At 71.4% G+C, this 25,049-nt stretch carries 22 protein-coding genes; 8 read left to right on the top strand and 14 right to left on the bottom strand.

Annotated features, from left to right (window positions below):
* Positions 1-4 precede the first annotated feature (4 nt).
* The 3 genes from ACQB60_RS36590 to ACQB60_RS36580 all read left to right on the top strand — a co-directional run bounded on the left by ACQB60_RS36590 (position 5) and on the right by ACQB60_RS36580 (position 1,721).
* Positions 5-418 (top strand): roadblock/LC7 domain-containing protein, encoded by a 414-nt coding sequence (locus tag ACQB60_RS36590; RefSeq protein ID WP_030787419.1) that lies wholly within the window; start codon positions 5-7, stop codon positions 416-418.
* A 93-nt stretch (positions 419-511) separates the two neighbouring features.
* Positions 512-1,156: a DUF742 domain-containing protein gene (locus ACQB60_RS36585; protein WP_496930428.1), complete on the top strand. Its 645-nt coding sequence runs from the start codon at positions 512-514 to the stop codon at positions 1,154-1,156.
* Positions 1,137-1,721 carry a GTP-binding protein gene (locus tag ACQB60_RS36580; RefSeq protein ID WP_030361923.1) on the top strand — a complete coding sequence of 195 codons (585 nt, stop codon included), beginning with the start codon at positions 1,137-1,139 and terminating at the stop codon, positions 1,719-1,721. Before ACQB60_RS36585 ends, ACQB60_RS36580 begins: the two co-directional genes overlap by 20 nt.
* A gap of 74 nt (positions 1,722-1,795) precedes the next feature.
* Here ACQB60_RS36580 and ACQB60_RS36575 read toward each other — a convergent pair whose 3' ends face one another.
* Positions 1,796-1,990, bottom strand: coding sequence for an acyl-CoA carboxylase subunit epsilon (locus ACQB60_RS36575; protein WP_384833451.1), 195 nt, complete (start codon positions 1,988-1,990; stop codon positions 1,796-1,798).
* A 51-nt stretch (positions 1,991-2,041) separates the two neighbouring features.
* Entirely contained in the window at positions 2,042-3,634 is a 1,593-nt protein-coding gene (locus ACQB60_RS36570; RefSeq protein WP_496930427.1) for an acyl-CoA carboxylase subunit beta, read from the bottom strand.
* Between the two features lie 415 nt (positions 3,635-4,049).
* Here ACQB60_RS36570 and ACQB60_RS36565 point away from each other — a divergent pair, with 415 nt between their 5' ends.
* Positions 4,050-4,682, top strand: a complete 633-nt coding sequence (locus ACQB60_RS36565) for a YceI family protein (protein ID WP_496930426.1) — start codon at positions 4,050-4,052, stop codon at positions 4,680-4,682.
* 12 nt (positions 4,683-4,694) lie between these two features.
* On the opposite strand, the gene ACQB60_RS36560 is transcribed toward ACQB60_RS36565, so the two are convergent.
* On the bottom strand, positions 4,695-5,222 hold the full coding sequence (locus ACQB60_RS36560; protein WP_496930425.1) for an NADPH-dependent FMN reductase: 528 nt from the start codon (positions 5,220-5,222) through the stop codon (positions 4,695-4,697).
* A gap of 9 nt (positions 5,223-5,231) precedes the next feature.
* Positions 5,232-6,539: a glycoside hydrolase family 113 protein gene (locus ACQB60_RS36555; RefSeq protein WP_496930424.1), complete on the bottom strand. Its 1,308-nt coding sequence runs from the start codon at positions 6,537-6,539 to the stop codon at positions 5,232-5,234.
* A gap of 113 nt (positions 6,540-6,652) precedes the next feature.
* Between ACQB60_RS36555 and ACQB60_RS36550 the strand changes: the two genes are divergently transcribed.
* The 3 genes from ACQB60_RS36550 to ACQB60_RS36540 all read left to right on the top strand — a co-directional run bounded on the left by ACQB60_RS36550 (position 6,653) and on the right by ACQB60_RS36540 (position 10,480).
* On the top strand, positions 6,653-7,198 hold the full coding sequence (locus ACQB60_RS36550; RefSeq protein WP_496930423.1) for a hypothetical protein: 546 nt from the start codon (positions 6,653-6,655) through the stop codon (positions 7,196-7,198).
* 151 nt (positions 7,199-7,349) lie between these two features.
* The gene (locus ACQB60_RS36545) at positions 7,350-8,201 is read left to right on the top strand and encodes an alpha/beta fold hydrolase (protein ID WP_496930422.1); all 852 of its coding nucleotides are present in this window, start codon (positions 7,350-7,352) and stop codon (positions 8,199-8,201) included.
* Entirely contained in the window at positions 8,198-10,480 is a 2,283-nt protein-coding gene (locus ACQB60_RS36540) for a regulator (protein WP_496930421.1), read from the top strand. Before ACQB60_RS36545 ends, ACQB60_RS36540 begins: the two co-directional genes overlap by 4 nt.
* Positions 10,481-10,565: 85 nt before the next feature.
* Here ACQB60_RS36540 and ACQB60_RS36535 read toward each other — a convergent pair whose 3' ends face one another.
* The 9 genes from ACQB60_RS36535 to ureA form a co-directional block, all read right to left on the bottom strand.
* On the bottom strand, positions 10,566-11,978 hold the full coding sequence (locus ACQB60_RS36535) for a hypothetical protein (RefSeq protein ID WP_496930420.1): 1,413 nt from the start codon (positions 11,976-11,978) through the stop codon (positions 10,566-10,568).
* Between the two features lie 127 nt (positions 11,979-12,105).
* Positions 12,106-13,740 (bottom strand): citramalate synthase, encoded by a 1,635-nt coding sequence (gene cimA, locus ACQB60_RS36530; RefSeq protein WP_496930419.1) that lies wholly within the window; start codon positions 13,738-13,740, stop codon positions 12,106-12,108.
* 432 nt (positions 13,741-14,172) lie between these two features.
* A complete protein-coding gene (locus tag ACQB60_RS36525) occupies positions 14,173-15,483 on the bottom strand; it encodes a hypothetical protein (RefSeq protein WP_496930418.1) in 1,311 nt (436 codons plus the stop codon).
* Positions 15,484-15,506: 23 nt separating this feature from the next.
* Positions 15,507-16,775, bottom strand: a complete 1,269-nt coding sequence (locus tag ACQB60_RS36520; RefSeq protein WP_496930417.1) for a TolB family protein — start codon at positions 16,773-16,775, stop codon at positions 15,507-15,509.
* 130 nt (positions 16,776-16,905) lie between these two features.
* A complete protein-coding gene (locus ACQB60_RS36515; protein ID WP_496930480.1) occupies positions 16,906-17,847 on the bottom strand; it encodes a protein TolB in 942 nt (313 codons plus the stop codon).
* 411 nt (positions 17,848-18,258) lie between these two features.
* A complete protein-coding gene (locus tag ACQB60_RS36510) occupies positions 18,259-18,864 on the bottom strand; it encodes a TetR/AcrR family transcriptional regulator (protein WP_496930416.1) in 606 nt (201 codons plus the stop codon).
* Positions 18,865-18,879: 15 nt separating this feature from the next.
* Entirely contained in the window at positions 18,880-19,893 is a 1,014-nt protein-coding gene (locus ACQB60_RS36505) for an agmatine deiminase family protein (protein ID WP_496930415.1), read from the bottom strand.
* Positions 19,894-19,923: 30 nt separating this feature from the next.
* On the bottom strand, positions 19,924-21,606 hold the full coding sequence (locus tag ACQB60_RS36500; RefSeq protein WP_496930414.1) for an urease subunit alpha: 1,683 nt from the start codon (positions 21,604-21,606) through the stop codon (positions 19,924-19,926).
* Positions 21,603-22,307, bottom strand: a complete 705-nt coding sequence (ureA, locus tag ACQB60_RS36495; protein ID WP_496930413.1) for an urease subunit gamma — start codon at positions 22,305-22,307, stop codon at positions 21,603-21,605. The genes ACQB60_RS36500 and ureA overlap by 4 nt, the downstream gene beginning before the upstream one ends.
* A gap of 152 nt (positions 22,308-22,459) precedes the next feature.
* Between ureA and ACQB60_RS36490 the strand changes: the two genes are divergently transcribed.
* Positions 22,460-23,902 carry a cytosine permease gene (locus ACQB60_RS36490; RefSeq protein ID WP_496930412.1) on the top strand — a complete coding sequence of 481 codons (1,443 nt, stop codon included), beginning with the start codon at positions 22,460-22,462 and terminating at the stop codon, positions 23,900-23,902.
* A gap of 23 nt (positions 23,903-23,925) precedes the next feature.
* Here ACQB60_RS36490 and ACQB60_RS36485 read toward each other — a convergent pair whose 3' ends face one another.
* Positions 23,926-25,017 carry a branched-chain amino acid aminotransferase gene (locus ACQB60_RS36485; RefSeq protein ID WP_496930411.1) on the bottom strand — a complete coding sequence of 364 codons (1,092 nt, stop codon included), beginning with the start codon at positions 25,015-25,017 and terminating at the stop codon, positions 23,926-23,928.
* Positions 25,018-25,049 lie beyond the last annotated feature (32 nt).

The raw sequence follows: 25,049 nt of genomic DNA, 5'->3' as shown, positions 1-25,049 counted from the left end.
CCCGATGAGCCAGGCGGCGCAGAACCTGAACTGGTTGATCACCAACTTCGTGGACAACACCCCCGGGGTGTCCCACACGGTGGTGGTCTCCGCCGACGGACTCCTTCTGGCGATGTCCGAAGGTTTTCCCCGCGACCGTGCCGACCAGCTCGCGGCCGTCGCATCGGGTCTGACGTCCCTCACCGCCGGGGCCTCCCGGATCTTCGAGGGCGGCTCCGTCACCCAGACCGTTGTGGAGATGGAGCGAGGATTTCTCTTCATCATGTCCATCTCGGACGGGTCCTCGCTTGCCGTCCTCGCCCACCCGGATGCGGACATCGGTCTCATTGGGTACGAGATGGCACTTCTTGTCGACCGCGCGGGCACGGTTCTCACCCCGGACCTGCGTGCCGAGCTTCAGGGGAGCCTTCTCAACTAGCAGACAGACGGTGCGTTTTCGCGTCCCGTGGCCGTAAAGTTTCGGGACGCGGCTCCACAGTGATGGTGCCCGGCACATTCGGAGGAGGAGCACGTGACAGGTGCCGCTACACCCCCAGAGGGTTCGTCGTCGGCCAACTGGTCCGCAGGTCGTGGCCAGGGCCAGGGCGGTCCCCAGGACGGGCAGCCGAACCGGTACAACTTCCCCTCCGCGCCCAGCCACCGACGCCAGCCGTACCCCCCGCAGCAGCAGCCGCCGCAGCACCATCAGCAGCAGCGGCCCCACCAGCAGCCGCAGGGACCCGGCCCGTCACCGTACGAGCAGCCGCACGCGCCCCGCATCCAGCCCGTGCAGCCCCAGCGACGCGCCCCCGAACCGGCGCCCGCGGGAGCCGCGAACAACCCCCTGGTGCGCCCGTACGCCATGACGGGCGGCCGCACCAGGCCCCGCTACCAGCTCGCCATCGAGGCGCTGGTGCACACCACCGCACAACCGCACCAGTTGCAGGGCCAGTTGCCCGAGCATCAGCGGATCTGCAACCTGTGCCGGGAGATCAAGTCGGTGGCCGAGATCTCGGCCCTGCTCTCGATCCCCCTCGGCGTCGCCCGGATCCTTGTCGCCGACTTGGCGGAGGCCGGACTTGTCGCCATCCATCAGCCGGGCGGAGACGAGTCCGCCGGCGGCCAGCCAGACGTGACACTGCTCGAAAGGGTGCTCAGTGGACTTCGCAAGCTCTAGCGGCGGAGCAACAGCCCGCTCCACGACCTCGGCCAAGATCGTGGTGGCGGGCGGCTTCGGCGTGGGCAAGACCACGTTCGTCGGGGCGGTCTCTGAGATCAACCCGCTGCGCACCGAGGCCGTCATGACGTCCGCCTCCGCGGGCATCGACGACCTCACCCACACCGGAGACAAGACGACGACCACCGTCGCCATGGACTTCGGCCGCATCACCCTCGACCAGGACCTCATCCTCTACCTCTTCGGCACCCCCGGACAGGACCGGTTCTGGTTCATGTGGGACGACCTCGTCCGCGGCGCCATCGGCGCCGTCGTCCTCGTCGACACCCGCCGCCTCGCCGACTGCTTCCCCGCCGTCGACTACTTCGAGAACAGCGGCCTCCCCTTCGTCATCGCCCTCAACGGCTTCGACGGACACCAGCCCTACACCCCCGACGAGGTGCGCGAGGCCCTGCAGATCGGGCCGGACACCCCGATCATCACCACCGACGCCCGCCACCGCGCGGACGCGAAGAGCGCGCTGATCACCCTGGTCGAGCACGCGCTGATGGCCCGCCTCCGGTAGGCCACCCGCCCTGCGCGAAAGGGCCCCGCACCGTGACGGTGCGGGGCCCTTCTGCGTTGCGTGCGCGGCGGGGGTCAGCCCTGCCAGCTGTGCGGGGCGCGGAAGCCCGGCGTGCGCTCGAGACGGCGCCAGCCGGCCTTGTCACGGCCGCGGTGGGCCGGGGCGGTCTGCGGCTGCGCCGCGGCGCGGGCGAGCAGGATCGCGGTGATGGCCGCGACCTCTTCAGGTTCGGCGTGACCCTTCTCGACGCGAATGTCGGGGGTGGACATATGCAGTGTTCTCCTTGTGGGTTACTGCAGGCAGGAAGTCTGGGTGCAGGGTTACTGCGGGGGGTTGCCGTGCTTGCGGGACGGCAGGTCCGCGTGCTTGTTGCGGAGCATGTCGAGGGACTTGATCAGCACCTCGCGGGTCTCCGCCGGGTCGATGACGTCATCCACCAGGCCGCGCTCGGCGGCGTAGTACGGATGCATCAGCTCGGCCTTGTACTCCTTGACCATGCGCGCACGCATCGCCTCCGGGTCCTCCGCGGAGGCGATCTGCCGCCGGAAGATCACGTTCGCGGCGCCCTCGGCGCCCATCACCGCGATCTCGTTCGTCGGCCAGGCATAGGTCAGGTCCGCCCCGATGGACTGGCTGTCCATCACGATGTACGCACCTCCGTACGCCTTGCGCAGGATCAGGGAGATCCGCGGCACGGTGGCGTTGCAGTACGCGTACAGCAGCTTGGCGCCGTGCCTGATGATTCCACCGTGCTCCTGGTCGACGCCGGGCAGGAAGCCGGGGACGTCCAGCAGGGTGACGATGGGGATGTTGAAGGCGTCGCACATCTGCACGAAGCGAGCGGCCTTCTCGGACGCCTCGATGTCCAGCACACCGGCCAGGGACTGGGGCTGGTTGGCGATGATGCCGACGACCTTGCCGTCCAGGCGGGCCAGGGCGCAGATGATGTTGCGCGCCCAGCGCTCGTGGACCTCCAGGTAGTCGCCGTCGTCGACGAGCTCCTCGATGACCTTGGCCATGTCGTACGGCCGGTTGCCGTCCGCCGGGACCAGGTCGAGCAGGACGTCGCCGCGCCGCTCCACGGGGTCCTCGGACTCCACGGCCGGGGGGTTCTCGCGGTTGTTCGACGGGAGCATCGTGAGGAGGTAGCGGACCTCCGCGAGGCAGGTCTCCTCGTCGTCGTACGCGAAGTGGGCGACGCCCGAGGTCTCGGCGTGCACGTCGGCGCCGCCGAGGCCGTTCTGGGAGATCTCCTCGCCGGTCACCGCGCGGACCACGTCCGGGCCGGTGATGAACATCTGCGAGGTGTCGCGGACCATGAACACGAAGTCGGTCAGGGCGGGGCTGTAGGCCGCGCCGCCCGCGCACGGGCCGAGCATCACGCTGATCTGCGGGATGACGCCGGACGCCTTCGTGTTGCGCTGGAAGATGCCGCCGTAGCCCGCGAGCGCGCTGACGCCCTCCTGGATGCGGGCGCCCGCGCCGTCGTTGAGCGAGACCAGCGGGGCACCGGCCGCGATGGCCATGTCCATGATCTTGTGGATCTTCGTGGCGTGCGCCTCGCCGAGGGCACCGCCGAAGATCCGGAAGTCGTGCGCGTAGACGAAGACCGTGCGGCCCTCGACCGTTCCCCAGCCGGTGATGACACCGTCGGTGTACGGCTTCTTCGCCTCCAGGCCGAAGCCGGTGGCGCGGTGCCTGCGCAACTGCTCGACCTCGTTGAACGACCCCTCGTCGAGGAGCAGCTCGATCCGCTCGCGAGCCGTCAGCTTGCCCTTGGCGTGCTGGGCCTCGGTGGCCTTGTCGCTCGGTCCGCGCAGCGCCTGCGCACGGATCTCGTGCAGCTCGGCGGTGCGCCCGCGGGCGTCGGTGGGCTCGCCCCCGGAGGAAGCTGCGTCGTCCAAAACGGTCATGTAGCGACCTTACGAAGCGGACCCAGGGAAACGGACCGTCGACTCCGTACAGTTCCCGGCCCGTTTTCCTGGTAGCCCCAAACAGAAGGCCCCGCGGAAGCAGCGGAAGTGGCAGCTCAGGCCCCCATGGGGCTGTAGGGGTTCAACAAAGCCCGCCCGTGAGACCCAGCTCACATCGGCCCCCGGGGCGTGCCGCCCACCGGGTGACCTGCGGTCGAGCTTACGCCCGCGACCCACACCCCGACCTGCCGGGCACGGCCGGTTGAACGACACTCGAACATGACCATGAGCGATCATCGCGCCACTCTCCGATCAAGGTTGAATGTTGAACTGGATCGCGCTACAGTCGTCGTTGTTGAAAGTTAAACCTTTCCGTAGCTCTCACCCCCGAGGGCTCGTCCCCAAGGAGCACGTCATGGGCATCTTCGGCCGCAAGAACGACAGCGCCGCGACCCCGGCCACCACCCCCGCCACCGCTTCCGCCCCGGCCTCGGTGAGCCCCGAACTCGCCGCCCTGACCGGTGAGTACACCCTCGACCCGGCCCACACCACGATCGGCTTCGTCGCCCGCCACGCGATGGTCACCAACGTCAAGGGCTCGTTCCAGGACTTCTCCGGCACGCTGCACCTGGACGGCGCCGACCCTGCCGCCTCGACGGCCTCCATCGACGTCAGGATGGACAGCATCGACACCGGCAACGCGGACCGCGACGGCCACCTGAAGAGCGCGGACTTCTTCAAGACCGAGGAGTTCCCGGAGATGACGTTCCGCTCCACCAAGGCCGAGGCCCTGGGCGGCGACGACTACGCGATCACCGGCGACCTGACGATCCTCGGCACCACCAAGCCGCTCACGATCACCCTGGAGTTCAACGGCGCCGCCAAGGACCCCTTCGGCAACGAGCGCGTCGGCTTCGAGGGCAAGGCCGAGATCCTGCGCTCCGCGTGGGGCCTGACCTGGAACGCCGCGCTCGAGACGGGCGGCGTGCTGGTCTCCGACAAGATCAAGCTGAACTTCGACATCTCGGCGATCAAGAACGCCGCGTGAGCGTGCGCGGCTCTAGCCCGTGTCGCCGGCCCGCCGCACCAGTCGGCTGAGCACCTCCGTGAGCCCCTCACGGAGGTGCTCGTCGTTCGCCTGGAGCCGGACGCAGGCGTCCGCCACGATGTCGGCGCCCGTGTAGCCGAGCACCGTCCGCAGCGTGGCCTCCGCTCCCCCGCCACGCCCCGGCGCCGCGGCGTTCACCCAGGCCGTGGGCTTGTCACAGATCTCCGTACCGCCGACGGTCCAGTCCAGCAGGTTCTTGAACGAGCCGGGCAGGGTGCCCGCGTACTCCGGAGTGCAGATCAGCAGGGCGTCCGCGGCGGCGATGGCGGCACGCAACTCGGCGACGGGAGCCGGGAGTCGGCCCGTGCCCTCCGGGTCGTCGTCATCGGGGTTGAAGTGCGGGAGCCCGCCCAGTCCCGCGTACCGCACCGTGCGCACGCCCTCGGGTGCGGCCTCCTGCGCGGCGCGCAGCACGGCCTCGTTGGAGGAACCGGAGCGGAGGCTCCCGGACAGCAGCAGAACCACGGAGGGTGAGGCCATCCCCCGAACTTACCGCCTGGCCTTGTTGTGGGCGGAGTCGTGGGCGGCGCTGCGTCCGGCGCCGTGAGCAGCGTTGTGGGCGGCCAGCGCGTGGAAGGACCGCTTCGGCTCCCAGTGGTACGGCGACTTGGGGTCGCCCCAGTCCCGTCGCACCATCTTGACCAGGCCGTACCCGGCGGTGTCCAGGTCGTGCACCGGGTCGTCGGCGAGGTGCGGCATGTCCGGCGCCATGAACTCGTACGGCGAGGCGCCGAAGAGCCCCTCCGACTCGAAGACCTTCATCATGTGCGCGATGTGCTCGGCCTGTTCGCGCTCGTCGCGGACGACGCCCGGCTTGAGCCGCGGCACCTCCGACTCCAGGTCGACGGCGTCCCAGCCGTCCCCGCCCCGCTCGGCCGCCCCCCGGTAGGTGCAGCAGCCGAACTCCAGGATCATGATCGGCTTGCGCCAACGCCGGTGCGGGGCCAGGTCCTTGGTGTGCCCGGCCTGGTCACGGTGGTACGTGTAGTAGTCGAGCCCGACGATGTCGAAGAGGCTCCAGTCGACCGACGCCCACTCCATCTCGGAGGCGCCGTAGGTGATCCGCCCGTGGAAGTGGCGCCGTGCGACGGCGACGGCCTTGCGGACGAAGGCGTTGAGGCGGCGCAGGATCACCTCGAAGTCGTAATCCCCCTTGGTGAGGTACGCGATCCGGTCCATGAACGTCCTGCCCGGCACGATCCCGGGCGTGAACAGGATGTACTCGCAGCCGATGACGAGGATCGTCTCGGGCTCGTGCGCGGACCCGTTCCCCTTGGGCCGCGCGGCCCGCGAAGTCCCAGAAGTCCGCAGGCACTCGGCCTCGCGGGCGGTGCGGGCCAGGTGGTCGAGGATCTCGCGCTGGGGCCGGTCGAAGAGGCGCGGCTGCACCCAGACGTGCAGCCCGCGCTCCAGGGCGACCCGCGCGGTCTCGGTGAGACGCTCGATGCGGCTGCCCGAGATCACGACGGAGTTGCAGTGCAACTGCCGGTCGATGGCGCGCAGTTCGTCGTGGAGGTACCGGTCGCTCCACACCTCGCGGGTGAGGGCGCCGTCACCGAAGTCGGTACCGGTGTCGTACATGACGGCCCGGTGGGTGAGGCCGCGGCGACGCTCGCGTACGGGGGCGGCCGTGGCAGGCGTCGCGGACGACGCGGACGACGCGGACATCGCGGACGACGCGGGTGACGCGGGTGACGCGGCGATCAGGGAGCCCGCCGACGCGAGGGCGCCCAGGGCTGCGGCGCGCTTGAGGAAGTCGGCCCGGTTCATGCCGGGGTGGTGTGCGGTGGGTGCCATGGGCCCAGACTGGCCCGCGGAGACGGGGAGTTCGTCCGCCCAAAGTCCACGGCGGGGAGACTTAAGTCGGCCTTCGGACGCGACAGGGACGGCCACCCGGATACCGTGCGGCGGTGAAGGAGTTCATACAGCAACTGCCCACCCTGCTCGGCGTGATCATCGGTGCTCTCGGTTCCTATGTGGCGATCATGCGGGGCGAGCGGGTCCGCTTCCGGCGCGAGCAGGCCGTGCGCTGGGAGGAGCGGCGGCTCTCGACGTACGCGGAGTACGCGCGGTCGGTGAAGAAGACGGTCACGCTGACCTACCGCATAGCCGCCCACCACGGCAACGACCCGCACCCCCACCCCCTCTCCCCCACCGAGGCCGAACCCCTGCTCGCCGAGGCCAACGACGCCCGCGACCCGGCCGGGGAGGCCCTCCTGATGCTGGGCTCCAAGGACGTGGTGGACAAGGCCCGGGTGTGGGTGGTCGTGGTCATCGAGATGGAACTCTTCGTACGCGAGGGCAGGTTGGCGCCCGAGGAGTGGCAGGCTCTGCTGGAGCGCCAACGGGTCGCGCGCGAGGGCTTCTACGCGGCGACCCGCACGGACCTGGCGCTGCCGCCCGGGCATTCGGGGCGGTGGCAGGCGACGTGGCCGAGGGCGGACGCGGCCGACTGAGCGGGGGCGTGCCCCACGGCCCAAACCTCATACCCAGTGGCCCAGGGACCACGGACCCCGGACCAGTGACCCCGGACCAGTGACCCCGGACCCCGGGCCCCGGACCATCTGGATATAACCAGGCTGCCACCCGGGTGCCAGAATCCTCCCCATGCCCTTCGCCCACGCCGCCGACGGCACCGCACTCCATTACGACGTCCACGGCGAGCGCGGCGGCCCCCCGTTGCTGCTGCTCAGCGGCCAGTCGAACAGCCACCGCTGGTGGGACGCGGTGCGCGACGGCTTCGACGCCGAGTTCACCACCGTGGCGCTGGACCACCGGGGCACGGGTGAGAGCGGCCGCCCCGACACCGACACGTACAGCACGCCCGGCTTCGCCCGCGACGTCGTCGCCGTCCTCGACCACGCGGGGATCGAACGGGCCCACGTGTACGGGACGTCCATGGGCGGCCGGATCGCGCAGTGGCTGGCCGCCGACTTCCCCGAGCGCGTCGACCGGCTCGTCCTCGGCTGTACGTCGCCGGGGGCGCCGCACGGGGTGGAGCGGGGGCCCGAGGTGCGGGCGGCGCTGGCGCAGCCGGACGCGGCGGCGGCGCGGCGGGCGCTGGCCGAGCTGATGTACACGCCGGAGTGGATCGCGGCGCGGCTCGCGGCGGACCCGGGACATGCGTTCCACACGCTCGGCGACCCGACCATGCCCGCGTACGCGCGGCGGCGGCATCTGCGGGCGAGCGCGCGCCATGACGCGTGGGAGGCGCTGCCCCGGATCGCGGCGCCGACGCTGGTCGTGCACGGCACGGAGGATCTCTTCAACCCGACGGCCAATGCGCCGTTGCTCGTCGAGCGCATTCCGGATGCCAGGCTGCGGCTGATTCCGGGGGCGCGGCACGCGTATTTCGAGGAGTTCGAGGGGGTGGCGACGCCGCTGGTGATCGACTTCCTGCGGAGCAAGGGGGAAGAGGAGGAGGAAGAGGAGGAAGAGGAGGAAGAGGGAGAAGAGTGAGGGAGGCTGGGGGCGGTGGCGCCGCCGAGGGTGGCCGTGCCGACGAAGACCATGTCCGCGGCGGCGGCGAGCACGTCGACAGGGGCCCCGACCATGGGGACCCCGACTATGGCGACAGGGACCCCGACCATGGGGACCCCGGCTATGTCGACAGGGACCCCGACCATGGGGACCCCGGCTGCGGGGACCACATCGACCTGGGGCGCGGCACCTTCCACGGGCCCGTCACCGGGAAGGTCGAGCACCACGAGCACGCACACTACGGGCCCGCCCCCGACGCCACCTCGGCGCTGCCCGCGCCGCCCGCCGCCTTCACCGGGCGGGACGGCGACGCCGAGGGGCTGCTGAGCGCGCTCGGCCCCGAGCCCGCCGTGCTGATCTCCGCCGTCGCCGGACTCGGCGGTGTCGGCAAGACGGCGCTCGCGCTGCATGTGGCGCATGAGGCGAGGGGGCGGGGCTGGTTTCCCGGGGGCACTCTCTTCCTGGACCTGCGGGGGTACGACGAGGCTCCGGTGCGCGCGGAGCAGGCCGTGCTCTCGCTGCTGCGGGCGCTGGGGGTGCGGGACCGGGACCTGCCGCCCACGGCCACGGAGCAGTTCGGCCTCTACCGCTCCGAACTCGGGCGCAGGGAACCCCTGTTGATCGTCCTCGACAATGTGTCGGGGCCCGAGCAGGTCGCCCCGCTCCTCCCCGGCGGCGGGGGCCACCGCGTGCTCGTCACCTCGCGGGACAGCCTGGACTCGTTGCCGGTACGGCAGTTCGACCTGGACGCGCTGGAGCCGGGGGCCGCCGTGGAGTTGGTCGACCGGACGCTGCGGCTCGGGGATCCGGGGGACGGGCGGGTCGCCGAAGCCCCGGAAGAGGCATATCGACTTGTCGAGTTGTGCGGGTGCCTGCCGCTCGGACTGAAGATCGCCGCCGCGCAGTTGCGGAAGGCGCGGCGCCGTCCGCTGCGGATGCTGGTCGCCGAACTGAGCGCGGCACGGGACCGGTTGGGCGCGCTGCGGGCGCGCGGGGTGGACCAGTACGGGCGGGAGCTGGCGCTCCGGCCGGTGTTCGACGTGACGTACGGCCGCCTGGGCGAGGAGCAGGCGGCGCTCTTCCGGAAGCTCTCCGTCGTCCCGGGCGCGGACTTCGGGCTGTGGGCGGCGCAGTGTCTGGTGGGCGCGGAGCGCGCGGCGCTGCCGCTGCTCGACGACCTGGTCGCCGCCTCGCTGCTGACGGCGTCGGCGGACGGTGAGCGGTGGCGGGTGCACGATCTCGTACGGGAGTACGCCGGGGTGGTGGTCCTGGAGAGCGAACCGCCCCTCCAGCGTGAGGCGCGGACCACCCGCTACGAACTGCTGCTCCACATGGTGCGCCACGTGCACGCGGCGGAAGGGCACCTGCAACGAGGGGGCACGGACGAGCCGTTCACGGATCAGCGCCAGGCCCTCGCCTGGCTCGACGCCGAGCGGCAAGGGCTGGTGCGGTTCGCCCTCTCGGCGGGGTCCGTCGAGGACGACGCGCACCGCATGGCCTCCGTGGCCATCGCCAACGGCCTCAGCTTCTATCTGGGTTTCCGCGGGTACTTCGAGGACTCCATGGCTGTGGCCCGTGCGGCGCAGTCCCGCGCGGCCCACCTCGGGGAACCGGTCTTCGAAGCCACCGCGTGGGACGACCTCGGCCGCGCCGCCTGCAGCCTGCGCCAACTCGAAGTGGCCCTGGACGCCTTCGCCAAGGCCGCGGACCTCCGCCGCCAGTCGGAGCTCAGGAACCTGGAGGCCAGATCCCTGGTCAGTCTCGCTCTCGTCCAGCTGGGCCTGGGTCACCTGGAGGAGGCCGGCGCCACCATCAAGCGCGCCGGTGAGCTGACCACGGACCGCGCGGACGGTCTCAGGAGCTGGGCCGACGCCGCGACGTGGACCCAGCTCGGTACGAGCATGCTGCACATCGGCCAGTACGCCCGCGCCTGCGAGGCCCTCGAAACCGCGCGGGACATCTTCGGCGAGCTCGGCGCCCGGCTCCAGCAGGCCGCCACCTGGACCAGCATCGGCATCTGCAAGCACCGGGCGCAGCTGTACGAGGAGGCCCTGGCGGCGCTGGGCCGGGGCGAGGAGCTGAGCCGCGCGCTGGACGACTGGCACGAGGTGGGCCGGGCCCGCCAGGCCCGCGCCCTGGTCCACCAGGACCTCGACCGGGCCGACGAGGCCCGCGCCGCCTTCCTCGCCGCCGCCGACGCGTACGAACGCGCGGGCGCTCAGGACAAGGCCGACGAGGTCCGCCGCCTCACGCGGTAGACGAGTCCCGCCGCCTCACGGAGAAGGCGGGGCCCGCCGCCTCACGGAGTGACGGGCTCACCGCCGGGCGCGCGACGAGCGAGGGCTAGAAGCCCCCACCCCCGAAGTCCCCTCCGCCACCGAAGTCCCCTCCGCCTCCGAAGTCCCCGCCCCCGCCGAAGTCGCCCGGATCGAAGTCCGCCCCCGACACGTCTCCGCCCTCATAGCCGGACCCCGCGCCGAAGTCCCCGTACCCGGAGCCGTAGTCCGCCGCGTACGCCGGGCTCGACATCATGCCGCCGAGCATCGTGCCGATCAGGAGGCCCGGCAGGATGCCACCGCCGAAGTAGCCGCCCGCCCACGGGCCGTAGGCCGGGCCCGCCTCGTAGTAGGGGCGGCGTTCGCCGGTGTCCGTCTCGACCGTGCGGACCATCGGGTCCTGGCCGTCGGCGAGGCGCGTCGCGTCCGCCTGGCAGACCGGGACCTCGCGCTCCGCGCCGCCGGCCGGGGCCCACACGGCGTCCTTGACCGACGGGCCGTGGCGCGGGTCGAAGAAGCAGGGGGCGCGCCGCTCCGGCAGCGGGCGGCCCTCGCGGCGCGCGGCGAGGAGCGCAAGCGAGAAACGGCCGTCCTCCAGGGCCTGCGTCACGCCGCGCACGTCCTCGGGCCGCTGCGCCGCCGCCATGTACGACTTCGCCTTCTCGTACGCGTCCAGGCCGCGCTCGTAGTCCGCCCGCATCGCGTCGTCCGCGCCCGCCTCGGCGGGGTGGAAGTCGAGGCGGTCCAGCTCCTCGCCGAACGCGGTGATGTCCTCGTCGACCACGACCCGCAGCTTGTCGAGGGCGGCGCGCTGCTCCTCCTCGCGGCGGCGCCGGTTGCGGCGCGTGATCGCGTAGACGCCCGCGCCGCCCGCCACGACGACCGCGCCGACGCCGACCAGGGCGCCCACCGGGACGCCGCCGCCGTCGCCCTTGCCGGAGCCGCCCCACGAGGACGGCGCCGAACCGCGCGCCTGGGGCAGCGCCTGGCCGACGAAGCGGTTGAGCTGGGTGTCGGCGGCCTCGCCCTGCACGGAGGTGACGAGGTTGCGGACCGCGTTGTGGCTGAGCACCTGGCGGTCGGCGCCCGCGTCGAAGGCGGAGCCGAGGCGGACCGCGTAGACGCCGGTGATCCCGGTCTCGGTGCGGAGGTTCTGCAGCAGTGCCTTACGCGGGAAGCCCTCGGGCAGCACGGCCACCATGATCGGCTTGTCCGCGTTCTTGATCTTGTTCGCGAGGGCCTGCTGCTGGCCGGTGGAGAGCTGGTCACGGGCGGCCGGGTCGACGTACACGGGGCTCTTCTTCAGGGCGTCCGCGACCGGCGTGACAGCCGATTCCTGGGCGGCCGCCACCTGCGGTTCGGCGCCCTCGGCCGCCAGTGCCCCGGGCGCCGTGGTGAAGACGGCGCCCAGGACGAGGATCAGTCCGGACAGTCCACGGAGAGCGTTACGGGCACTACATACCGTTTTGACGGGCATCATGCTTCGACAGTAGCCCCCACGCGGGACGAATGACCGGGCCGGGCACCCCCGTCCGCCACCCTCCGGGGTACCGGGTACCCGTGGCCACGGGCCGCCGCGGTCCCCGGCGGCCGCCACCCCGCCCCGGCTACTCCGGCGGCTCGACCCCGGCCCGCAGCAGTCCGTAGGTGTAGGCGTCCTCCAGGGCCTGCCAGGACGCCGAGATCACGTTCTCCGCGACGCCGACCGTGGACCACTCTCCCTCGCCGTCGCTGGTCGCGACCAGGACGCGGGTCGTGGAGTTCGTGCCGTGCGTGCCCTCCAGGATGCGGACCTTGTAGTCGACGAGCTCCAGCTTCGCCAGCTGCGGGTAGATCCGCTCCAGGCCCACGCGCAGTGCCCGGTCGAGGGCGTTGACCGGTCCGTTGCCCTCGGCGGTGGCGACGATGCGCTCGCCCTTCGCCCACAGCTTCACCGTCGCCTCGTTGGCGTGCGTGCCGTCGGGGCGGTCCTCGACGATGGCCCGCCAGGACTCCGTACGGAAGTAGCTGCGCTCCCGGCCCTCCGCCTCGGCGCGCAGGAGCAGCTCGAAGGAGGCGTCCGCCGCCTCGTACGTGTAGCCCTTGAGCTCGCGCTCCTTGACCCGCTCGACGACCCGGCCGATCAGCTCGCGGTCGCCGCGCAGATCGACGCCGAGCTCCTTGCCCTTGAGCTCGATGGAGGCGCGCCCGGCCATGTCGGAGACGAGCATCCGGATGCGGTTGCCCACCAGGTCCGGGTCGATGTGCTGGTAAAGGTCCGGGTCGACCTTGATCGCGGAGGCGTGCAGGCCCGCCTTGTGCGCGAAGGCCGAGACGCCCACGTACGGCTGGTGGGTGGAGGGCGTGAGGTTCACGACCTCGGCGATCGCGTGCGAGATCCGGGTCATGTCGCGCAGCGCGCCCTCGGGCAGGACCCGCTTGCCGTACTTGAGCTCGAGGGCGGCGACCACCGGGAAGAGGTTGGCGTTGCCCACGCGCTCGCCGTAGCCGTTGGCCGTGCACTGGACGTGGGTCGCGCCCGCGTCCACGGCGGCCAGCGTGTTGGCGACCGCGCAGCCCGTGTCGTCCTGGGCGTGGATGCCGAGGCGGGCTCCGGTGTCGTCGAGGACGGTGTGCACGATCGCCTGGACCTGGGCGGGCAGCATGCCGCCGTTGGTGTCGCAGAGGATCACGACGTCGGCGCCGGCCTCGGCGGCGGCCCGGACCACGGACTTGGCGTACTCGGGGTTGGCGCGGTAGCCGTCGAAGAAATGCTCGCAGTCGACGAAGACACGGCGGCCCTGGGAGACGAGGTGGGCGACGGTGTCGCGGACCATCTCCACGTTCTCGTCGAGCGTGGTGCGCAGGGCCAGCTCGACGTGCCGGTCATGGGACTTGGCAACCAGCGTGATCACCGGCGCACCGGAGTCGAGCAGGGCGTTGACCTGCGGGTCGTCCGCCGCCCTGCCCCCGGCCCTGCGGGTGGCGCCGAACGCCACCAGCTGCGCGTTCCGGAAGGTGATCTCCTTCTGGGCGCGGGCGAAGAACTCGGTGTCGCGGGGGTTGGCGCCCGGCCAGCCGCCCTCGATGAACCCCACTCCGAAATCGTCCAGGTGCCGGGCGATGGTCAGCTTGTCCGCGACGCTGAGGTTGATCCCCTCGCGCTGCGCACCGTCGCGCAGCGTCGTGTCGAAGACGTGGAACGAGTCGTCAACTGCGCGGCCTTCGCGCGACGTATCGTCTGGTGCGCTGGTTTCCGTCATCTGTTCTGGCTCCTGTTACTGGATCTCGGTCTACCGGAATGACCGGCTCCACCGTCCCCCTATGATCCCGTGCGCTCCGCCCCCGGCTGCGGGTGGGCCAGGAAACAGAAAAACCCCTCGCGGGTGCGAGAGGTCTGCGCGCGGGTCGAGGACGACGGTGTCCGCCCGTACTTGGTGGTACGAGGCGGTCACTGCGGACCGGCGCGCCTGCTGCCAATAATCATGGCGAACGAGAGCACGGGGGCAGCCTGCCACAGCCGTGGGCGGCCGTGCGGGGGCGTCTCACGATGCGGGCCCGGGTGCGGACGGCAGCCGGGGGCCGGACGGCCGCCCGGTCTCGCGGGGCGGGCGGCCGCGTCCGTGAGCGTGCTCACCTCTCTTCAGCGGAGCCTGGTGACGAATCCCGTCAGGGGAGCCTGGCGACGAATCTCTTCAGCCGAGCCTGGTGACGAACACGTCCCCTCTCCCGTTCGTGTCCGACGGCACCCGGTCGTCGTCCCAGGAGCCGTAGGCCGTGGTGCGGGCGCGGGCGTCGAAGACCCGCTCGCGTATGTCTCCCCGGTCGCTCGACAGGAGCGTGCTCGCGCCCGTGCGCCGGTCGCGCTCGAAGAGGCCCTCCTCGGTCCCGTACAGGTAGCGGCGCCCGCCGTCCGTGAACGCGATGCCGCTCGTGTCCGTGGCCGGGTCGTCGGCCGCTTCGATCAACTCGCGCTCCCCGGTGCGCAGGTCCTGCAGATATCCCCCGCCGTGGAGCGCGCCCGGAACCATCCGGTCCGAGGACGAATCGAAGAGGACGTACGACCCGTCCGGGCTGATCCCGCCTAGCGAGGCGCGGTTCGGATCGCTGCTGCTGCCGTCGTACGTCGTGTCGACGCGCACCGCCTGCCCGCTCGCGCGCCGCCACGCGTAGACGAACGTCTCGGGCGGGCCCGACACCTTGGGCACGGTCGTCCGGTACGCCACCGCGTTCCCCGACGCGTCGATCCGCGGCTCGTACGCCTCCCTGTCCCCCGGGGCCGGGGGTGCGCTGATCCGCTCGGTGCTGCCCGCCCGGACATCGCGCAGATACACCCGGACGTTGCCGTGCAGCCCGGCCGGGAACCACGGGGTGTCCCCGCCGACGAAGGCCACCCTGCGCCCGTCCGCACTGATCGCCGGGTCCCGCGAGACAACCCCGAACCCTTGGTCGAGGCCGACGTTCACCTTCGTGGTGTGCCCGGTGCGCAGGTCGCGCACATACACGTCGGACTGGCGGCCCGAGGGTCTGCCGGGCACCCGGTACGTCCACTCCGAAGTGAAGGCGACGGAGCGGCCGTCGGCACTGAGGGAGGGCTGAAGGGCATCCGCTTCGGCCGGGGCGCCCGCGTCGCGCGCGTCGACCCGGACGATCGCGCCCGTCTTCAGGTTCTTGACGAAGACGTCCGACCGGCCGTTCGTGTCCCCCGGCACGAGGTTGCTCGCCGTGGACTGGAACGCGACCACGTGCCCGTCGGCACTCATGGACGGCGCGGTCGAGTCGCCGTTCGCCTGCGCTCCGTCGGCGGCGACGCTGACGCGTTGGGTGGCTGCTGGTGCGGAAGCCGGTCCAACGGGGGCCGCCGACGCGGACGTTGGGACGGCCACCGTGACCGCTGCCACGGCGGCCAGGACGGGGACAACGGTGGAGGCGGTGGAGGCGATGGAGGTGGCGAAGGCAGTGAGGGCGGTGAAGGCGGCGCGCAACGCCGCGGTCGCCCGCCTCACCACAGGTGCCTGACGAACCCGCCTCACCGCAGGTGCCTGACGAAGACGTCGGGCGCGCCGTTCGTGTCGTCCGCCACCAGGTCGGCGGAGAGCGAGTCGAACGCGACCGCACTGCCGTCCGTGTTCACGGAGGGGTTGTCCGCCGAGTACTCGCTCGCTCCTCCGTCCGTCGCCACGTTCACCAACTCCGTTGTCCCCGTGGTCAGATCCAGCAGATGGATGCTGTGCGCGGCATCGGGCTTCTTCAGGCTCCCCTGGACGTACGCGACGAAGTTCCCGTCGCCGCTGAGCGCGGCCTCGCCTGTGTAGACGTTCTTGCCCGCCCCCTTCACGAGCCGGGTGCGGTGCGCGTCGAGGTCGCGGACGAAGACGTTGGCGCTCTTGTTGGTGTCGCCGTGCGCGAGGTTCGAGGCGTACGAAGTGAAGGCGACCTTGCGGCCGTCGGCGCTGAGGACGGGGCCGGTGGACTCTCGGTCGGCCTCGCCTCCGCCGGGGGCGACGGTGGCCTTCTCCAGCGTGCCGGTCTCCATGTCGCGGACGTAGATGTCGCTGGAGTTGGCCGGGCCGCCGGGGTGCGGCACCCCGTACTGGTAGGCGATGTAGCGCCCGTCGGCGCTGATCGAGGGGCGGCCCGCCGCGCGGGAGCCGTCAGGGGCGACGTCGCTGACCGGCTCGATGGAGGCGTCGTACACCTTGATGCGGTAGACGCGTGACTGCTCGACGTGGTCCGGCGTCGAGGGCAGTGTGCCGACGAAGGTGAGCCACTGGCAGTCCTGGCTGATCCGGGGATCGCTGACGTGCTCGAACTCGACGCCCTTGTAGCCGAAGGTCTCCCTGCCGATCTTCCCCACGGTGTGGTTGCGGAGATAGACCGCGGTCCGGCCGTCCGTCGGCGAGTTGGACGTCAGGTCGGTCGCCTCGGACACGAACGCGGTGAAGCGGCCGCAGGAGGACGCCTCCCGCGACGGCCCGTTCCCCGGCTTGCCGTCGCGGGACGTCCGGCTGGCGATGGCGGAGCCGAGCATGGCGTCGGAGACGCCGTTGGTGTCGTCGGCGGCGGCCGGCGCGTTGGTCGTGTAGGCGACACCACCGGCATAGCCGTCGGTGATCTCGGCCCTGAACGACGCCCCCTCGAACTGCGTTCCCCCACGGCCGACGCTGACTCTCTCCGTGTACGGCAGGGCGGGATCGTCGGCGACCTGCACCGGGACGGCGACGGCCGCCGTCGGGAGGGCCGCTGCGCCGAGCACGCCGACGACGGCGGCAATGACGAGGCGGTGGGTAACGGGCATGGATTCCCCCTGAGTTGGTTCTTGGCCGGACCGCCGCACTGCAGGCGTCGGCGGCGATCGCTTCGCCGGGCCAGGCTGGACTGAATTGGATTGGATGGGATCGGGCCGAGTCGACTCGAGTCGGGTCGGGTCAGCGCGCGTGCCAGAGGAAGACGTCCTCGACCCCGTTCGTATCGCCCGGGACCACGTCCGTGTCCGCCGACGAGAAGACGACGCTGCGCCCCTTGGCGCCGACGGCACCCGCGGTGGCCGAGCCATGGCCGACGACGGTGTCCCGCCCCGAGTGCACGTTCGTCAGGCGGAGTATGGACTCGGCGTCGGAGAGCAGGAGTTGGTGTCCGTCCGGGCTGAGGGCGGCGGCCCGGCGGCCCGGGAAGCGGTGGGTCTTTCCGGTGCGCAGGTCACGGATGTAGGCGCCGTCCGCCGAGTTCATCGCCACCGTCCGGCCGTCGGCGCTGAGCTGGGTGAGGGTGGAGGGCATGCCGTCGTCGACCCGGGTGAGCGCGCCCGAGGTGCGGTCGCGGACCCAGACCTGGTCGGCGCCCTCGTCCACATAGGCGACCCTGCTGCCGTCGGCGCTGATCGACGGGTCGGTCATGTCGCGAGAGGAGTCGGGCGGGCCGTCGCTCACGACCTCGCGGGTGTCCGTGACTCTGTCGTACACCTCGACGCGGGTCGGATTCTCGGGGTGGCGCGGTGTCAGCTGGTACGCGATGTAGCGGCCGTCGGCGCTGATCGACGGCGCGTACGACCCTTCCTTGAAGCCCTTGCCGTCGACCTGCTTCCTCTCCCCGGTGGTCAGGTCGGTGAGGAAGACGTTGATGATGTACGGCCCCCAGGCCGTGTGTGCGGCATAGCGGCCGTCGGCGCTGAGGACCGGTGCGCTCATGCTCTCTCTTATCCGGGTGACCTGGCCGGTCCTCAGGTCCCGTACATAGCCGTGGGCGCGCGGACGTTGGCCACCGTCCGGCGTGAGGTTCGTCGCCTCGCTGGCGAAGCCGATGTGGTCGCCGTCAGGGCTGAGCGTCGCGGCGCCCGACCGGCCGTCGGCCTGCGCGCCGTCGGCGGCCATGCTCACGCGCTCGACTCTCGGCACCGACTGTGCCGGCGGCGCGGACTGTACCGGCGGCGCGGCGCGAGCCGTGCCGGGCAGCAGCGCAACGGCGCCAAGTGCCGCAAGAGTCAGGGCAGTTGAGCGTGCGGAAGCGGTCAATGACATGGTTCCCCCCGAACCTGTCGCGCCTCGGTCGTCGCCGAGGGCACCACCGCGATTCAAGCGCACCGCTCACCCCCGCCACAATGCGAACGTTTACGTACAACCCGAACGAGTGGTCGACGGTCCGCGAGGCAACGAATCGGGCTGCTCATGGCCTGTATTCATCGTCCGGCCGCGTCAGCGATCCCGCGCAGCAGCCATGCGACGGCTCGCCGCAGCGGCGATCGGCCGCCGTGATCCGCCGCGGTCCGCCGCGTCGGCCGGGCGTCAGTCCGTCAGTCCCTCGTCGAGGAATTCCGTCACATGAGCCAGGATCTGATCGCGATCGGTGCCACGCACGCCGATCGCCACATGAATCGAGAATCCGTCGAGCAGCGCCCGCAGCCGGGTGGCGAACCGATCGGGGTCGACCGCCCGGAATTCTCCGCGCGAGATGCCCTCGGCGAGCAGCGCCACCAGATCGCGGTGCCAGGCGCCCTCGATCGCGGCCTGCCGCTCGCGGCCGTCGTCGTCGGCGTTGAGCGAGCGGTTCCACACCTCGAGCCAGAGCGTCCAGTGCGGATCGCGGTGGCCGTCCGGGACATAGAGGTCGACGTAGGCGTCGAGCCGTGCGCGAGCGGGTTCCTGCCGGGCGAGCAGCCGCCCCCGCTCGGCGCCGAGCCTGCCCTCGCTCCATTCGAGCGTGCGCAGCAGCAGCTCGTCCTTCGTGCGGAAGTAATAGAGGAGATGTCCGCTGCTCATGCCGACCTCGCGGCCGAGCGCGGCCATGGTCAGCTTCTCCAGGCCACGCTCGGCGATCATCGTCATGGCGGCGGCGAGCACGTCCTCGCGCGGCGGCGCGTTCTTCCTGCGCGCAGGGCCCGCTTCGGCCACGTCCGTGCTCCCGGTCTAGATCTTCGGCTGCTGCTGGGTGATGCAGTGGATGCCGCCACCCCCGGCAAAGATCGTACGGGCGTCGACGAGCGTCACGGTCCGGTCCGGGAAGAGCCGGCCGAAGATGCCCGCGGCGACCTCGTCGTGCGGGTCGTCGAAGGAGCAGAGGACCACGCCGCCGTTGCAGAGGTAGTGGTTGATGTAGGAGTAGTCGACCCACTCCCCGTCCTCGGTGAGCACGGTCGGCGCGGGTACTTCGACGACTTCGAGAGCCCGGCCGCGCGCGTCCGTCGCCGCCCCGAGGACACCCGCGACCTCCTTGCTGACCTCGTAGTCGGGGTGGGCCGGGTCCTGCTGGGTGTGGACGAGGACGACACCGGGGGCGGCGAAGGAGGCGACGATGTCGACGTGGCCCCGGGTGCCGTAGAGCCCGTAGTCACCGGTCAGTCCGCGCGGCAGCCAGATGGCCTTGCTGGTGCCGAGGCGGGCGTGGATCTCCGCCTCGACCTCGGCGCGGGTCCAGTCGGGGTTGCGCTCCGGGCCGAGCTGGACGGTGTCGGTGAGCAGCACGGTCCCCTCGCCGTCGACGTGGACGGCACCGCCCTCGTTGACGAGGGACGAGGAGTGGACCGGCACTCCGGCGATGTCCGCGACATGACGGGCGATCTTGGAGTCGTGCTCCCAGCGGGCCCAGTCCTGCGCGCCCCATCCGTTGAACGTCCAGTCGACGGCGGCGAGTTGGCTTCCGTCGCTGACGAAGGTGGGACCGATGTCCCGCATCCACGCGTCGTCGAGGTCACGCTCGACGAGTTCGACGCCGGGGCCGACGAGGGCGCGGGCCGACTCGGCCTGGCCGGGGCCGGTGACCATCACGACGGGCTCGAAGGCACGGACGGCGCGGGCGACAGCGGCCCATGCCTCGCGGGCCTCGGCGAGCTCCGCGGGATTGCTGAAGGTGGGGTTGGGGCTCGGCCACGCCATCCAGGTGCGCTCGTGCGGGGCCCATTCGGGGGGCATGCGGAAGGTCATGAGTGCGGTTCCTTGGGGAAGGAGGGGCGGTCAGAGGAAGTAGAGGCGGTTGAGGGAGACCGAGTCGGCGGGTTCGGAGCGGACCGGGTCGCCGTCGAGGGTGACCAGGCCGGTGCGCTGGTCCACGTCGACCGCGCCGGTACGGGAGTTGAGGCGCAGGTCGGCGGGGCCGATCCCCCGTGTGCCCCGGACGGCGACGCGGCGGCGGCGCGTGGGCATCAGGTCTCCCCCCTGCTCGGCGGCCGCGCCCGCGACGAAAGCCACCGAGATGTCCGCGGCGGTTGCTCCGTACGCCCCGAACTGGGGCCCCAGGACGAGGGGTTCACAGGTGTCGGTCGCCGCATTCGGGTCGCCCGTGACGCCGTAGGCGGGGAAGCCGGACTTGAGGACGAGCTGCGGTTTGGCGCCGAAGAACTGCGGCTTCCAGAGCACGATGTCGGCGAGCTTGCCCACCTCGATGGAGCCGACCTCGTGCGCAAGCCCGTGGGCGAGGGCGGGGTTGATGGTCAGCTTGGCGATGTAGCGCAGCACCCGCGCGTTGTCGTCACCCTCGCCGTCACCCGCCATCGGACCGAGCTCGGCCTTCATCTTCCCGGCCATCGCGAAGGTCCGGCGCACGGTCTCCCCGGCCCGCCCCATGCCCTGCGCATCCGACGAGGTGATCCCGATCGCGCCCAGGTCATGGAGGACGTCCTCGGCGCCCATCGTCCCGGCCCGGATCCGGTCCCGCGCCATCGCCGCGTCACCGGGCAGATCCGTCTTCAGGTCGTGGACGGAGACGATCATCCCGTAGTGCTCGGCGACCGCGTCACGCCCGAACGGCAGCGTCGGATTGGTGGAGGAACCGATCACGTTCGGCACGCCCGCCATCTTCAGGACGTTCGGCACATGACCGCCGCCGCACCCCTCGATGTGGAAGGCATGGATGGTCCGCCCCTCCAACACCTTCAAGGTGTCCTCGACGGACAGGCACTCGTTCAACCCGTCGCTGTGCAGGGCGACTTGGACGTCATGCTCCTCGGCGACCCGCAGCGCCGTGTCCAGGGCGCGGGTGTGCGCACCCATGTCCTCGTGCACCTTGAAGCCACAGGCGCCGCCCTCGGCCAGGGCCTCCACGAGCGGGGCGCCGTCGGAGGAGGAACCCCGGCCGAGGAAGCCGATGTTGACCGGCCAGGCGTCGAAGGCGCTGAACGCGTGCCGCAGCGCCCAGGGCGAGTTGACCCCGACACCCCAGACGGGCCCGAATTCCTGCCCGATGATCGTCGTGACGCCCGAGGCGAGGGACGCCTCCATGATGCGCGGCGACAACAGGTGCACATGGGTGTCGACGGCGCCGGCCGTCGCGATGAGCCCCTCACCCGACACGATCGAGGTGCCGGTACCGACGACGACGTCCACGTCGTCGAGGGTGTCGGGGTTCCCGGCCCGCCCGATGGCGTGGATCCGGCCCTCCCGAATGCCGATGGAGACCTTGCGGATGCCCTGCGCGGCGTCGATGACGACGACGTTGCTGATGACGACGTCGCAGGTCTCGCGGACGGCGGCGGCCTTGAGGTGCAGCCCGTCACGCGCCGTCTTGCCGAACCCGGCGAGGAACTCGTCCCCGTACGCCTGGGAGTCGGACTCGACGCGGACGGTGAGTCCCGAGTCGCCGAGCCGGACCCGGTCTCCCGCGCGCGGGCCATGGGTGGCTGCGTACTCGTAGGGGTTCATCGCTTGTCCTCCGCTCCCAGAGGTCCGTCCACTCCGAGGTATCCACAGGCGGCGGCCCTGCGCAGGGCCTCTTCCTTCGCGCCGGGCGCATCGAGCGCGCCGTCCACCAGACCCGCGAAGCCGACCGCGACCCGCGCGCCCCCGATCGGCAGCAGCCCCACATCGACGCTCTCGCCGGGCCCGAACCGCACGGAGGAGCCCGCGGGCACGGCGAGCCGCATCCCGTAGGCGGCCGCACGGTCGAAGGAGAGCCGGGGGTTGGCCTCGAAGAAGTGGAAGTGGGAGGTCACGGAGACGGGGACGGAGGCGGTGTTGCGCACGGTCAGCCGCACGCGGGGCGCGGGCTCCTCCTGACCGGGCCCGGGAAGCAGCGCACCCGGAGCGTCCTCGCCGAGCCCCTGCCCGATCGGGTCGGAGACCACCGCGAGCCGGGACCCGTCGTCGAAGACGGCCTCCACATGGACCTCGGTGACCACGTCGGCGACGCCGGGGAGTACGTCGTCCGGGCCGAGGGCCGCGCGGGCGCGGTCGATCGCCTCGGCGAGCCGGAGCCCGTCACGGGCGGCCTCGCACACCGTGTCCGCGATCAGCGCCGTCGCCTCCGGGACATTGAGCCTGAGGCCCCGCGCCTTGCGGGCCCGGGCCAGCTCGGCGGCCCCGAACAGCAGCAGCCGGTCGCGTTCCGTGGGGGTCAGCCGCACGCCACCGCACCTCCCTCATTGCCGGTTCCACATTTGAGTATCACTCTAACGGGGAGATTCACATGACGGAAACATTGACGCGCGAGCTTGAGCTACGCCACATTGAGCGTCACTCAAAAGAGCGGGAACCATCGAGCGTCAGGGGCACCCTCATGCCGATAGAACAGCGCGGCGTCGACACCATTCCGGACGAGGAGCGCACCAGCCGCCCCCGTGACCTGGTGTCGATCCTGCTCGGCTCGAACCTCTGCCTCGGGGTGATCGTCTTCGGCTGGCTGCCGGTGTCGTTCGGCCTCGACTGGTGGGCCTCGGTGAGCGCGATCGTCGCGGGCACGGCGCTCGGCACGGCCCTCACGGCTCCGCTCGCCCTGGTCTCCCTGCGCACGGGGACGAACCTGTCCACCTCGTCCGGCGCCCAATTCGGCGTCCGGGGGCGCCTGGTGGGCTCCGTCGTGGGCCTGCTGCTCTCGCTCGGCTACACGGCGCTGACCGTCTGGATCGGCGGCGACGTCATGGTGGGCACCCTGCACCGCCTGCTCGGCCTGCCGACCGGTTCGCTCTCGTACGCCCTCGTCTACGCGCTGCTCGCGGCGGCCACCGTCACGGGCGCGGTCTACGGCTACCGCGTGCTGCTCCGGCTCTCCCGCGTCCTCGCCGTCGGCATGACGGTGCTGCTGGCCCTCGGACTCGCCGCGTACGCACCGGACTTCACGACGTCGGCGCTGCCCGGCGCGGGCGGCTACGCCCTCGGCTCGTTCTGGCCGACCTGGCTGCTCGCCCTGGTCGCGGCGGGGCTCTCGGGTCCGATCGCCTTCATCACCCTGCTCGGCGACTACACCCGCTACATCTCCCCGGCCCGGCACAGCTCCCGCGCGGTGCTCAGCGCGGCCTGGCTCGGGCTGATCGCGGGGCTCCTGGTCCCGCAGCTCTTCGGCACGTTCACGGCGTACGCCGCGCGGGCGGCCCTCGGCTACGCGGACCCACTCGTCTCCGCCGCCCCCGCCTGGTACCTGCTCCCGCTCCTCCTCGCCGCCTCGGCGGGCTCGGTCGGCAACGCGGGTCTGATGCTCTACTCGATGGGACTCGACCTCGACGCGATCCTGCCGCGCGCGTCCCGGGCACGGGCCACGTACACCGTCGCCGTCGTCGCCACGGCGTGCGTCTTCGCCGGCCACTACGCCTGGGACGCCCAGGACGCGATGACCTCCTTCGTGCTGCTGCTCACCGCGATCGGCACGCCGTGGGCGGTGATCACACTCATCGGGTTCGTGCGCTGCCGGGGCCGCTATGACGAGGAGGCGCTCCAGGTGTTCAACCGACGTGCCCGGGGCGGGAGTTACTGGTTCCGGGGCGGGTGGAACATATCGGCCACCGCGGCCTGGGCGCTGGGCGCGCTCGTCGGCGTGCTGTCCGTGTCCCTGCCCTCGTACGAGGGGCCACTGCTGGCCATGACCGGCGGGGTGGACTGCAGCTTCCTGCTGTCGGGAGCGGTGGGCGGCGCGGCGTACTGGCTGCTGCCGCACCCCGCGCACGAAGAAGCGCCGGGCGAGCTGGAGGGGGAAGTCCAGCTCGCCCGGCGCCACATATCGAGCTGAGGCTCAGCTCAGCGGGCTGATGCTCAGCCCAGCGGGTGCATCCAGCCGTGCTTGTCCTCGGAGATGCCGCGCTGGACGTTCAGGAGCGCGTCGCGCAGCTTCATCGTGACCTCGCCGGGGCCGCCGTCGCCCTGGGTCCACTCGCCGCCGTTGGACTTGACCGTGCCGACCGGCGTGATGACCGCGGCGGTGCCGCAGGCGAAGACCTCGGTGAGCGTGCCGTTCTCGGTGTCGCGGCGCCACTGCTCGGTGGAGATGCGGCCCTCCTCGGACTCGTAGCCGAGGTCACGGGCGACGCTCAGGAGGGAGTCGCGGGTGACGCCCGCGAGGAGGGAGCCGGTGAGCTCGGGCGTGATGATCTTGTTCCCGTACACGAAGTACAGGTTCATGCCGCCCATTTCCTCGACCCACTTGTGCTCCAGGGCGTCCAGCCAGACCACCTGGTCGCAGCCCTTCGCGGCCGCCTCGGCCTGGGCGACGAGCGAGGCCGCGTAGTTGCCGCCGGTCTTGGCGAAGCCCATGCCGCCGGGGACCGCCCGGACGTAGTCCTCGGAGAGCCAGACGGAGACGGGCTTCACGCCACCGGGGAAGTAGGCGCCGGCGGGCGAGGCGATGACGATGAAGAGGTATTCGTTGGCGGGCTTCACACCGAGACCGACCTCGGTCGCGATCATGAACGGCCGCAGGTAGAGCGACTCCTCGCCGCCGTGCGCCGGCACCCACGCCTTGTCCTGCTGGACCAGCGCGTCGCACGCCTCGATGAACGTCTCGACGGGCAGCTCCGGCATGGCGAGGCGGCGGGCCGAGGACTGGAAGCGCTTGGCGTTGGCGTCCGGGCGGAAGGTGGCGACGGAGCCGTCGGGCTGGCGGTACGCCTTCAGGCCCTCGAAGATCTCCTGCGCGTAGTGCAGGGTCGCGTTCGCCGGGTCGATGGTGAGCGGGCCGTACGGCACGAGCTGGGCGTCGTGCCAGCCGCGGCCCTCGGTCCACTTGATGGTGACCATGTGGTCGGTGAAGTGGCGCCCGAATCCCGGGTTCGCCAGCATCGCCTCGCGCTCCGCGTCGGACAGCGGAGTCGAGGAGGGCTTGAGCTCGATCGTGGGCGTCGTGGTCATGAGTGCGTGTCCTTCACCGTTGTGTGTGGCGG

Source organism: Streptomyces odontotermitis (genome assembly GCF_050510915.1).
GTDB lineage: Bacteria > Actinomycetota > Actinomycetes > Streptomycetales > Streptomycetaceae > Streptomyces.
Note: the sequence above shows the minus strand (reverse complement) of the source record. Positions and strands in the feature narration are given on the sequence as shown.

What these genes read in the sequence shown, in the direction of transcription:
- ACQB60_RS36555 (WP_496930424.1), bottom strand. Translation starts at nt 6,539, where the DNA reads ATGGCACCCACCGCACACCACCCCGGCATGAACCGGGCCGACTTCCTC.
- ACQB60_RS36590 (WP_030787419.1), top strand. Translation starts at nt 5, where the DNA reads ATGAGCCAGGCGGCGCAGAACCTGAACTGGTTGATCACCAACTTCGTG.
- ACQB60_RS36570 (WP_496930427.1), bottom strand. Translation starts at nt 3,634, where the DNA reads ATGACCGTTTTGGACGACGCAGCTTCCTCCGGGGGCGAGCCCACCGAC.
- ACQB60_RS36485 (WP_496930411.1), bottom strand. Translation starts at nt 25,017, where the DNA reads ATGACCACGACGCCCACGATCGAGCTCAAGCCCTCCTCGACTCCGCTG.
- ACQB60_RS36545 (WP_496930422.1), top strand. Translation starts at nt 7,350, where the DNA reads ATGCCCTTCGCCCACGCCGCCGACGGCACCGCACTCCATTACGACGTC.
- ACQB60_RS36535 (WP_496930420.1), bottom strand. Translation starts at nt 11,978, where the DNA reads ATGATGCCCGTCAAAACGGTATGTAGTGCCCGTAACGCTCTCCGTGGA.
- ACQB60_RS36560 (WP_496930425.1), bottom strand. Translation starts at nt 5,222, where the DNA reads ATGGCCTCACCCTCCGTGGTTCTGCTGCTGTCCGGGAGCCTCCGCTCC.
- ACQB60_RS36520 (WP_496930417.1), bottom strand. Translation starts at nt 16,775, where the DNA reads ATGCCCGTTACCCACCGCCTCGTCATTGCCGCCGTCGTCGGCGTGCTC.
- ACQB60_RS36575 (WP_384833451.1), bottom strand. Translation starts at nt 1,990, where the DNA reads ATGTCCACCCCCGACATTCGCGTCGAGAAGGGTCACGCCGAACCTGAA.
- cimA (WP_496930419.1), bottom strand. Translation starts at nt 13,740, where the DNA reads ATGACGGAAACCAGCGCACCAGACGATACGTCGCGCGAAGGCCGCGCA.
- ACQB60_RS36500 (WP_496930414.1), bottom strand. Translation starts at nt 21,606, where the DNA reads ATGAACCCCTACGAGTACGCAGCCACCCATGGCCCGCGCGCGGGAGAC.
- ACQB60_RS36490 (WP_496930412.1), top strand. Translation starts at nt 22,460, where the DNA reads ATGCCGATAGAACAGCGCGGCGTCGACACCATTCCGGACGAGGAGCGC.
- ACQB60_RS36505 (WP_496930415.1), bottom strand. Translation starts at nt 19,893, where the DNA reads ATGACCTTCCGCATGCCCCCCGAATGGGCCCCGCACGAGCGCACCTGG.
- ACQB60_RS36565 (WP_496930426.1), top strand. Translation starts at nt 4,050, where the DNA reads ATGGGCATCTTCGGCCGCAAGAACGACAGCGCCGCGACCCCGGCCACC.
- ACQB60_RS36515 (WP_496930480.1), bottom strand. Translation starts at nt 17,847, where the DNA reads ATGGCCGCCGACGGCGCGCAGGCCGACGGCCGGTCGGGCGCCGCGACG.